12 protein-coding genes are annotated in these 10353 nt (G+C 44.0%); 2 read left to right on the forward strand and 10 right to left on the reverse strand.

Annotation, left to right across the window (positions count from 1 at the left end; all coding sequences use genetic code 11):
• Window positions 1-51: 51 nt before the first annotated feature.
• The 7 genes from QUA33_RS26435 to QUA33_RS26460 form a co-directional block, all read right to left on the reverse strand.
• Window positions 52-432, reverse strand: coding sequence for a hypothetical protein (locus QUA33_RS26435; protein WP_333152514.1), 381 nt, complete (start codon window positions 430-432; stop codon window positions 52-54).
• Window positions 433-994: 562 nt separating this feature from the next.
• Window positions 995-1180: a hypothetical protein gene (locus tag QUA33_RS26440; RefSeq protein ID WP_333152516.1), complete on the reverse strand. Its 186-nt coding sequence runs from the start codon at window positions 1178-1180 to the stop codon at window positions 995-997.
• Window positions 1181-1186: 6 nt separating this feature from the next.
• Window positions 1187-2269 (reverse strand): alpha/beta hydrolase, encoded by a 1083-nt coding sequence (locus QUA33_RS26445; RefSeq protein WP_333152518.1) that lies wholly within the window; start codon window positions 2267-2269, stop codon window positions 1187-1189.
• A 213-nt stretch (window positions 2270-2482) separates the two neighbouring features.
• Complete coding sequence (locus QUA33_RS28360; RefSeq protein WP_333183309.1) at window positions 2483-2767, reverse strand: GIY-YIG nuclease family protein; 285 nt, start codon at window positions 2765-2767, stop codon at window positions 2483-2485.
• Between the two features lie 70 nt (window positions 2768-2837).
• The gene (locus QUA33_RS26450; protein WP_333152520.1) at window positions 2838-3188 is read right to left on the reverse strand and encodes a hypothetical protein; all 351 of its coding nucleotides are present in this window, start codon (window positions 3186-3188) and stop codon (window positions 2838-2840) included.
• Between the two features lie 384 nt (window positions 3189-3572).
• Entirely contained in the window at window positions 3573-5171 is a 1599-nt protein-coding gene (locus tag QUA33_RS26455; RefSeq protein WP_333152522.1) for a relaxase/mobilization nuclease domain-containing protein, read from the reverse strand.
• A gap of 65 nt (window positions 5172-5236) precedes the next feature.
• On the reverse strand, window positions 5237-5638 hold the full coding sequence (locus tag QUA33_RS26460; RefSeq protein ID WP_333152524.1) for a plasmid mobilization protein: 402 nt from the start codon (window positions 5636-5638) through the stop codon (window positions 5237-5239).
• Between the two features lie 946 nt (window positions 5639-6584).
• Between QUA33_RS26460 and QUA33_RS26465 the strand changes: the two genes are divergently transcribed.
• Window positions 6585-6764 carry a hypothetical protein gene (locus QUA33_RS26465; RefSeq protein WP_333152526.1) on the forward strand — a complete coding sequence of 60 codons (180 nt, stop codon included), beginning with the start codon at window positions 6585-6587 and terminating at the stop codon, window positions 6762-6764.
• Between the two features lie 808 nt (window positions 6765-7572).
• Here the strand turns inward: QUA33_RS26465 and QUA33_RS26470 are convergent.
• The 3 genes from QUA33_RS26470 to QUA33_RS28365 all read right to left on the reverse strand — a co-directional run bounded on the left by QUA33_RS26470 (window position 7573) and on the right by QUA33_RS28365 (window position 9488).
• Complete coding sequence (locus QUA33_RS26470) at window positions 7573-7740, reverse strand: hypothetical protein (RefSeq protein WP_333152528.1); 168 nt, start codon at window positions 7738-7740, stop codon at window positions 7573-7575.
• Between the two features lie 698 nt (window positions 7741-8438).
• Complete coding sequence (locus QUA33_RS26475; RefSeq protein WP_333152530.1) at window positions 8439-8735, reverse strand: hypothetical protein; 297 nt, start codon at window positions 8733-8735, stop codon at window positions 8439-8441.
• 642 nt (window positions 8736-9377) lie between these two features.
• Window positions 9378-9488 (reverse strand): Tn3 family transposase, encoded by a 111-nt coding sequence (locus tag QUA33_RS28365; RefSeq protein ID WP_071884050.1) that lies wholly within the window; start codon window positions 9486-9488, stop codon window positions 9378-9380.
• A gap of 22 nt (window positions 9489-9510) precedes the next feature.
• Here QUA33_RS28365 and QUA33_RS26480 point away from each other — a divergent pair, with 22 nt between their 5' ends.
• Window positions 9511-9735 carry a hypothetical protein gene (locus QUA33_RS26480; protein ID WP_333152532.1) on the forward strand — a complete coding sequence of 75 codons (225 nt, stop codon included), beginning with the start codon at window positions 9511-9513 and terminating at the stop codon, window positions 9733-9735.
• Window positions 9736-10353 lie beyond the last annotated feature (618 nt).

Consider the following 10353-nt stretch of genomic DNA (forward strand, 5'->3'; position numbering starts at 1 on the left):
TTCCCTTTCATTTATTATCAAACTTTCCTATTTTACCATAGAAATTCATATTTACATCTCAAATGGAATTGCTATAGCACCTTGTTTGTAAAGTTCGGCTTGGTGGGAACGCCATAGTTGCGATTGGTAATAGCTGTGGTTGTAAAATTGAGTGCAAACTATTCTGTCGGTTTGGTCGCAGACAATCCATTTTTGTAATGTAAGTTCTGGTTTAGTACGGCAGTCGAAGATACTGTGGTTGATAATTTTGCCTGCAATTGTTACGCAATCTCCTGTTTTGGTCTCAGCAATCCGAGTGCGTTTGAAGGCGAGATGTTCTCTAGGAAAATAGTAGAGTAGGTCTGCAATGGTGCGAAGACCTAGTTTTGCTAATTTTTGAGCTTCTGGAACAGCAATCCCAGACAAATGTTGTAAGGTGAGAGTTAAATCCATATTTTTGAAGGGATTTGAATTGGCTGAGAGTTAGCCGCGAACGCGGCTCATTTCCCGAGGGCTAATCCATCTATCAACAAGGAGGAAAATTTTGGTTGGCGTGGCTGAATTTGGGTATTAAATTTGTAGGGGCAATCACCCCGTAGTTGCCCACCGCTGACGTGACGGGTAAGCACTCTTATAATTAGGGCTTGCTAAAAAAGTGTACAGAGTGGATAAACGAGACTAGACAGCTTGAAAAATAGTAGGTTCGTTGCCTAATTCCCAAATTTACCCAGAGACTTCCCTGTGAAAGTCCAAGGGTTTTGAACCTCGCTTATCTTATAACTTGTACTTGTTCGAGCCCAAAAAGATTGAAACCCTTATCTGGTCTGCCTTCTGTTTTTATTCAGTCAGCCCTAATTACGTATAGGCAAAATAATACTTTGATTCAGCAGCGCCACAAAACCTTTCTGGCGTAGTTTTTGGAATTTATAAGATTTTAAACAGAAGAGATTTATGGCAATAATTAAGACAGTTTTAGGCGCATTTATTTAAGCATAAATGAGCAAAGTTTCAATTTTTATTTAATTGCTTGGTAATCGGAATATTTCAAAGCCAAAGCCAAAAAAGGTTCTGTATAATACAAAGCAAGTTGATTGCTAGGGCCATTAAAAACTGCATCAAAGGCGTGTTCAGCCCAAGGAATTTCGAGCAAAATAGTACGCGCGGCGAAGCTATCCCGTAGGGAATCGCCCGTGGCTCGCAATCGTTCCTAGAGCGATCGCCCAAACTTAGCCTGAACGATATGATCGCGACCTGCATAAACCAGTAGGCAAGGGGGAAGATTGGGTTTAATATAATTAATGGGGGAAGCCCGGTGGTAAAGCTCATTGAGTTCGTTTGGGGTTCCTCCCAGAAAGGCACGCAAGACGGCTCGAACGTCGATCGCATCAGGAAAAGGTGGGTCATTGTATCCCCCAATAAGGTCGTTTGGCCCGTAATAGTTCACCACTGCTCTAACTGGAAGCACACTAGAATCATAAGCAGTTAGCATTGCTAAATGGGCACCTGCAGACCTTCCCATCAAAGCAATTCGATCGAGATCGATGGACCAATCACCAGCATGAGTTTTGATATAGGAAAGAGCGGCTTGTACATCCTCAAGCTGAGCAGGAAATCGATACTTGGGAGCGTGGCGGTAAGCAATTGCAACCACACAATAGCCTTGGGCTGCCATATAGCGGCTGAATTCCTCATTGGCATCGGGATTGCCTCTGAGCCAAGCTCCCCCGTAGAGCGTGATTATCGCCGGATATTTGCCAATTTGCATCGGCCGGTAAAGGTTTAGTTGCAGTGAAACTCCGTCAGGGTTGGCAAATCCAATAGCCCGATCGATCCTAACCTCTCTAATCGGAATTCCCCGGAACGCATCTGCTAGGATAAACGGTTGAGGGTGTAGCTGCGCGCGTAGAGCTTGAGGAACGGTTGCTAAATAGTTTGTTCCTAGAACTGCTTGCATTTCGGTAGCTATTGCTGCATTGGCTTCTGGGAATTGCATCAGGGGAAGCAGGCTCAGAATTAGGGCGAACAGGTTACAAATCGGTAAAATAATGTAGACTTTGCGTTGATGTCGTCTGGGCCGGTTCAGCATCCGGGCGATCGCATTGATACCGACTAACCAAGGACTAATTTCTGGTGCTCCCACCGCCAAAGGGTACAGAAACAGCGTGGGTGCTGGTACGATGACCCATAAACTGAGAAATAGCGCGATCGCACTCAAGAACCAAGGGATAAATTGCGAGATTAAGAACGCTGCCAATAATGGTAACTTTTTGCGGCTATTCTTGGGGAGCATCGGATTTTCTGCTCCTAATTTTTAATCAGCTTAAACTAATATGGCGGTTACTACTAAGTGTGAGGTATGGTAGCAGTAATCTGTAAACCAGCTAGCCAGGATTTGAGAGAGAATTAAGTAGGTCAAAGATACAGAACGATAGTTCACGCCTACACGCATTTGTAGGACAAAACAGTTCCGGTCAAGCATCAGTGTTGCAAACATTGCATTATCTTAGTTTACCAAATTTGTGCAAATAGGGCAGAAACGTTTGTGGTTCTTTTGCCTCTTGATTGTTCTCTCAACACTTTTGTCTGCAACCCAGCATTCTGCCAGAACAAATTTTATTCCGCGTTCTCGGGCTGCGCCGCAAAACTTAGCCCCTCTGCCTTTTTTATGCTGATAAAGCCTTTCGTCCAAATCTTTAGTCCAGCCGACATAGTGTTGAGACGGACGAGTCGGACATATCGGCTGCTCAAAGTGCAGGAGATATACATATCCTGCTATTGTGTTTGCCATTTTTGAATGTGGTTTTAATGTTTGCTATTGGCTGCCGGAGAAACAAACTTGTCTCTCCGGCATAATTGAATTACCAGTCGATTTTTAGCTCGCAGTTTTTGTGGCTGCCATTGCTGCTACCATTGCTGCTGTCGTTGTTGCTGTCGTTGTTGCTGTCGTTGTTGCTACGGTTGCTGCTTTCGAGAGGGAATTGGAAGTTTAATGCCAGCAGTTCTTGTTCAATAATTGACTTTCGGTCTTGGATTTTTTTGTCTCTCACAAGTCGCAGAGCGTGGATTATTTTGTCGAGCGTTTGATAGCTTGTTTGTTGAAAATTCAGTACAAGTGTTGTTTCCCTGCCCATGATGTACAGTTCGTTTTCTGTTTGGTGGACGCAGGTTAAATTATTGAAGTAATAGGTGTAGGTTTGCGATAGTTCCATTTTTTTTTCGATGCTTTATTTTTGGGCGCGACAGCGCTCATAAATTTGTTTTTTCGTAAATGTTAGTGAGTACGCTAAAATGTACAAATAATTTATTTTTACCCATGTTGACTCACAAATTATTTGAGCAAGCACGGTCTCAATTTACTTAATAGTTACGCCTAAATAGTTGATAAATACGTTAACAAAGCTGTCAAAATTAGTGGCAGCAATATCAGTAATTGGTACTCCTGCCTGGTAAGAATAATTGGGGGGATCAAACGGTTTACCCACCGTTATCAAAACCCTGATATGGCCGAACTACCCAGTAATTTATCTCGCAACCAGGAAATTTGTTAGCTAGCGCTTTTATTTAATAAAAGTCAAATTGTTAAGTGGCAATAACTAATCCAGTTCGATGTCTTGGATGCGCTGTTTATAAGGTTGGTTATTTGGTTGAATATTTTGCTGTTCTTGCTCAATTAATTGTATCCAGATATCATTCCAACTTGACTGTGGATTGACAAGTTCTGCATTCGGTAGCAGCTCGCTTGCATTTCGAGCGAGCTGAGAATTTTCTGCGAGCACTATAATAACGCTATCGAGTTCTTGTAAGAATTGTATAGGCAGTTGTGAAGCTCGTTCAATTCCTAGGTAAAGTGTCGCTGGTGCTGTTGTAGAGTTTTCCTGTTCAATAAGCAAAATTGAAAGGGCTTCGATTGGGTTACAGGCAATCACAGCTCGCTCAATTTCTCCAGTAGTGGCTACCCAGAAAGCAGCTTCTGATGGCAAACAATCGGTTGTAGTAAAGTTGCCTCTTTCATCGAGAACAAAAGCGAAGCTGGCTTCCCCCTCAAGCGTCCGTCCTGTAAAGACAGCCTTTTCTGAGCCGGCATACAGCCAAGAATGAGAGTGCAATAAATCAAGCAATTCAAAAGGTAAACTGTACTCGACTGCTAGATGCGAACGCACTTTTTGCCACTGAGTTTCATTCCTTTCAGGCAGGATAGACAGTTGTAACTCTAGCTCATTTGCTGTTGCAGGAATTGCAGGTGTAGTTGTTTCTAGCTCAAATTGTGACAACTCTAACTCATTTGCTGTTGCAGGAGTAGCAAGTGCGGTTGCTGCTAACTCGGATTGTGACGACTCTAGCTCATTTTCCTCTGCCTCATGGGGGGCGTTCGCTAAGTGTTGTGGCTGCATTAAAGCTTCAATTAGGGCGTTATCTCGCCCTTTGTCATAGCTAACGCCTCGATGCTTCTGTAATCCACAAAAAGTGTAGGCTTTACCCAACTGAGTACCACTTAAAGCGACCCCATCTAAATTGTAAGAAATGCCTTTACTGAAGCCGATTCCAGTTCGAGTCAATCCGACTTGCACCTCTACGCCTTGTTGCTGCAACCGTTCAACGAATTCTGGCATACTCGGGTTGTCTTGGGTGACTTCATCAATTAGGTCTTGCAATTGCACCCTGACGCTCTTGTTTCCCTTGCTTTGTAAGTACCTGTGTTCTCCTGTAGTCTGAGCTCGCTTGTCTGTTTCCCAACTGGGTGTAACAGTTTCCAGCCTGTAGTTCCGTTCGAGTTGGCGAATAGTTTCTTGGCTTTTGTAATAATCCCAGCTATCGTCAACAACACCTCCATCTAGGCAAATGCGACTGGCGACGATGTGAATGTGGTCGTGTTCTGTATCGCTGTGCTTGACAACTGCGTACTGGTTGTTGTCAAATTCCATCGCTTTCATGTAGTTGGCTGCAATCGCCAGCCACCGTTGGTCATTTTCTTCAGAATCTTCTAGTTTTTCGGTGCTATCGACAGATAAAGTGGCGTGAAAAACTGCTACTTTCAGGTTAGGTCTTAGTTGTCGGGCGATGGCAAATTCAGCAGCCAGTTCTTCAGGAGTTTGTCCGCACATAGTACCGCCAATTAGAGCGGCGTCTTTTTTGCCCAGCACGTAGTTTAGACAGCCCCGAAAGCCTGTACCTTTGATTTGTTTGCCGATCATAACCGAAAAGCCGTCAGTTGCACAGAATCGATTGCTCAGGCGGTAAAGCCTAGGCTGGTTAATAGTTAGCGTACTGTAGATTGGGCGAGGTTTGCAACTATTGTTTTAATTGCACCCCCGTTTTCTCGAATGAGTTGGTGTACGCTTTCTAAGAGTCCTGTATTGACAACAACTGGTTCTCCCAATGCCACAGCACTATTGCAAGCTTTAGCAATCTGATTGAGGTTGTTTCCGGCAATTCTCAATTGGGCATCAATCTTGCATAACACTTGATAGGCTTTCAAGTCAAATGCAGCTAGAGGGCGCGGCATGGTTCTCCTCAAAGCTGCACGGCGCATGAAGTCGCTCATGCTCAAATTGACTTGCTCTGCTCTTGCTTTAATTTGATTGTAGTCAGAGTCAGTTAGGCGAATGTGAATATGGTTGGATAGCAGCTCTCTAGGTTTGGCTTCCGGTAAAGTTTTCATAGTTTTTAATCAGTAAAAACCTTTTGCCAAGATACAAGTTAACTACTGTAATTGACAACCGCTAGTCAGGTGATTTTATCCCCCCCAATTGGAGAGGGCTATTAGAGGGTTTATCAAAGTAGAGACTGATGCCTACCCAACTCTCAGTTTATTTAATTTTTGTGTATAAATTATAGCGAGTGAGGCGATCGCAGTGGAAGGACGATTAAACGTCTGACGGTGATGGCTGGTTAACAAGAGAGCGATGGCTGGTTAACAAGAGAGCGAGCAATGTGAGCGATCGCTACCCAAGTGCGATGGGAAAGTTGTGGCAATTGATGCCGGTGCTGCCACAAAAGTCGCCACAACAGCAGGAGCAATGTGAGCAATCGGCACAGTCGAATATTGGGTAAAAATTAAGCGCCTTGATACCTAAGATTCCCCATTCATAAGGGTGCATTGTTTTTATTTGTGTACGTAAAAGTCAGGTTTGCGATCGCAAAAACATTGCTTGCTACCGAGAAAGAACAGCCTTAACCAGCCTCAACAAACCACTGCACGCTCGACACAAAAAAGCAGCAAGTTGACGGAAAAATTCAGGTGTTTGCCGGATATTTTCGGGTAAATACAGGTAGAGTGCAGCCCCTGCAAAAGCCTGCATTCTCACGCTCTTTTGTACAGCAAATGCCTGATTTTATACGGCACTTGCCTAACTTTAGGGAACACAAAAATTAGCTAATTTTTTTGGTGGCGGCTTCGATCGACGGTGCGAGTCGCGAACAGATACAGCAATTTCCAGGTTTATGGAGTACGGTTGCAAGGGTTTGTCAACCATTTTGGTAATTGCTTGGGATTAAGGTGTACTTTATTTGGCTGGAATCTGCTGTAAGTCTGCTGGCGGGCGATCAAGTTACCGCATCCAGCCGATCGCCTGGTTCATTCCGTGTCAGCACGGAGAAATCAAAAAATGGGGCAACGAGCGGCACTCCGCTTGAACCGGGCAAGTTCTGCCTCGCCAACAACTGCCACAACATCGGCTGTTGTGACAGTTGTCGGCGTCGATCGCCTCCACAAAAACCGCCACAACAACAGGAGCAATGTGAGCAATCGGCACAGTCTCAGATCGGGTAAAAATCAAGCGCCTTGATACCTAAGATTCCCCATTCATAAGGGTGCAGTGTTTTTATTTCTGCACGTAAAAGTCAGGTTTGTGATCAGAAAAACATTGCTTGCTACCGATAGAGAACAACTATAACCAGTCCCAACAAGCAAAGGCAGTCTCTGCACAAAAAAGCAGTAATTTGACCGAAAAAGTCAGGCATTTGCAGGATATTTTCAGGTAAATGCAGGTAAAGTGCACCCCCTGCAAATACCTGCACTTGCCTGACTTTATACTGCTTTCCGCCTGACTTTATACTGCAAATCCCTGATTTTAGCTGACGCAACAATTAGCTAATTTTTTAGCGTTTTTAACAAAATCCGAATTGATTTAATAGTCAAGTTACGATACCTAAGTTGAATTAAGAATCAAGTTGAGCAAGTGTGAGAAAAGTGGCAACAAAGTAGTCGTTATGTCAGCCTTGACAGTCGCGTAAATTGCTGTTGTCGAGCCCGCGCTTTGCAATCGGCTAAACTGTTGCTATGAAGGCAGGTTAAGAGCAGACCCTAATACGGTGTCTTAAGGGTGAGAGCGTCTGTGATCGTTGCAACGCCGGTCAAGGAAATCAAATTTCCCCGCCTATCCATTTATAGAAATAGTAATTTCTTATTCCCTAATCGATTTACAAGGAAATCAACCAGGAGCAATCAGGCTGCCCAACAAGCCGTGAGCTCCTGGTGTCTCCGTGGTCAGCAAGGGAAAATCCAAGAGCGGCAGACCTAGGAAAACTTTCGGCAATATGCGTTTTTATGCGTTTTTATGAGATCGCCCATCACCTTTTAGCTGCTTAAACTCTTCAAATTGCGTCTTGCCGACGATCGCCACAATATCGACCGATGCAAGAAAGGCCCACGTCGATTGCCGCAAAATCCTCCTCAATAGCTGAAGCTACGGCGCCAGATTGGTAGCCGCTCGCCTGTTTAATTCTATGAGCTCCGTCATGGGCGATCGAGCTGTCGCTCAAGCCGATCGCTCGCTACCCAGGTGTGACGGGAGCAATTGATGCCAGTGCTGCTACGAAGTTGTCACAACAACAGGAGCAATGTGAACAGCCGGCACAGTCTCAGATCGGATAAAAATCAAGCGCCTTGACACCTAGGATGTCCCATTCATAAAGGTGCATTATTTTTTGTTTGCACGTAAAAGTCAGAGTTTGTGATCACAAAACCATTGCTTGCTACCGATTGAGGACAGCCAAAACCAGCCTCAACAGGCAAAGGCAGTCTCTGCACAAAAAAGCAGTAATTTGACCTAAAAAGTCAGGCGGAAAGCAGGATATTTTCAGGTAAATGCAGGTAAAGTGCACCCCCTGCAAATACCTGCACTTGCCTGACTTTATACTGCTTTCCGCCTGACTTTATACTGCAAATCCCTGACTTTAGGGCGCACAACAATTAGTGATTTTTTAGCGTTTTTAACAAAATCCGAATTGATTTAATAGTCAAGTTGCTGCATCTAAATTGAATTAATAGTCAAGTTGCTGCATCTGAATTGAATTAATAGTCAAGTTGCTGCATCTGAATTGAATTAATAGTCAAGTTGCTGCATCTAAATTGAATTAATAGTCAAGTTGCTGCATCTGGATTGAATTACAGCAAGCGTATCTTTTCGCTTGGTCACTCAACTCAAAACCTGGACGCACCTTTGCTTTCAATCTGCTTGTCACCCCGTCAACACCCCCCCTGGTGGATTCCCCCTGATTATTGATTCGGTACTGAGACTCAGAATCACGCCTTCAACGAATTCTTTGACTTGCTCGCTGGCTTGCCACTTCTCGCGTTTAGATGGTGTAATTTCAGGAAGTTGATAGGCGGCCACCAGTCGCTGCCACGGGCGGCCAATTCCTCCCGCAACTCCCGTTTGCAAGCGAAGCAGCCGGCTGATGTCGATTCGCGCGAGGGAATCGTTCGTCCGATAGCTAGCAAGAGCGCGATTGCCATGACACCTAGGATTCCCCATTCATAAGGGTGCATCGTTTTTATTTAAAATTAGTAAATAAGGTTTTGTACGGACAAAACCATTGCTTGCTATCGAGAGAGAACAGCCATAACCAGCCTCAACAAACCAATGTACGCTCGACACAAAAAAGCAGTAATTTGACCGAAAAAGTCAGGCGGAAAGCAGGATATTTTCAGGTAAATACAGGTAAAGTGCAGCCCCTGCTTTCCGCCTGACTTTATACTGCACTTGCCTGACTTTATACTGCAAATGCCTGACTTTAGCTGACGCAACAATTAGCTAATTTTTTAGCCTTTTTAACAAAATCCGAATTGATTTAATAATCAAGTTACAGTATCTAAATTGAATTAAAAATCAACTTAAGCAAGTGTGAGAAAAGTGGCAACACAGTAGCCGTTATCTAAATTGAATTAAAAATCAACTTAAGCAAGTGTGAGAAAAGTGGCAACACAGTAGCCGTTATGTCAGCCTTGACAGTCGCGTAAATTGCTGTTGTCGGGTCCGCGCTTTGCAATCGGCTAAACTGTTATTGTCTGATAAAGCTTGACAGTCGGATAAAAATTTACCGCCTGACTCGGTTTACAGTAGTCGCTCGGTTTACAGTAGTCGCTCGGTTTACAGTAGTCGCTCGACTCCTAGCTATCAATGGCGGTTATAATTCTCCACGTTATGAGTACAAGCAGTAATCTCTTGCCGTAAAGAGCGATCGCTAATATATTCCAACAAAAACATAATTCGCAGTGCCTGTCCCATACCTTACCGCTCTTATTGAGGCATGGACGCTTCAGTCGCGACTCGCGAGTCGCAACTGATTCCATATCAACAAGGTTTGAACTGCGGGGAAGCACTATGCTCAATATTGATGGGGGTGGATTATTTTTCTCTGCACACATTAGTCATGGTTTGCGATCGCAAAACCATTGCTTGCTATCGAGAAAGAACAGCCATAACCAGCCTCAACAAGCAAAGGCAGTCCTTGCACAAAAAAGCAGTAATTTGACCGAAAAATTCAGGCATTTGCAGGATATTTTCAGGTAAATACAGGTAGAGTACAGTCCCTGCAAATGCCTGTAATCTCACTGATTTTATACTGCTTTCCGCCTGACTTTATACTGCTTTCCGCCTGACTTTAGCTGACGCAACAATTAGCTATTTTTTAGCGTTTTTAACAAAATTTGAAGTGATTTAATAGTCAAGTTCCGGCATCGGAATTGAATTAAGAATCAAGTTGAGCAAGTGTGAGAAAAGTGGCAGGCAGCTAAAATTTATGAAGCGATTTTGTAGCATAGCAGCCGTTATGCCAGCACTCAACTTGAGGCTGGGCTGTCTGATTTTTGCGCTCCGTTGAGGCTGAAAACGATACCTCGATAATAAGGCAAAATGTTGTTGTCAGACAAAGCTTGACAGTCGAGTAAAATGTTGTTGTGTGGCTAACTCTGACAATTAATCGGGTAAAATGTTATTGTCTAGCAGAGCTTGACAGTCGGGTAATAATTTACCCCCCGACCACGAGAGCCCTTGGTTTTTTAGGGAGTGACGGCGGGTGCATCTCAGTTTGGCAAATACATCAAAGTGAAAGTTGACCGTTGAGATAAGCACAGCGAAGAGCAAGGATAGA

The organism is Microcoleus sp. Pol14D4, from assembly GCF_036701245.1.
Lineage (GTDB): Bacteria > Cyanobacteriota > Cyanobacteriia > Cyanobacteriales > Microcoleaceae > Microcoleus.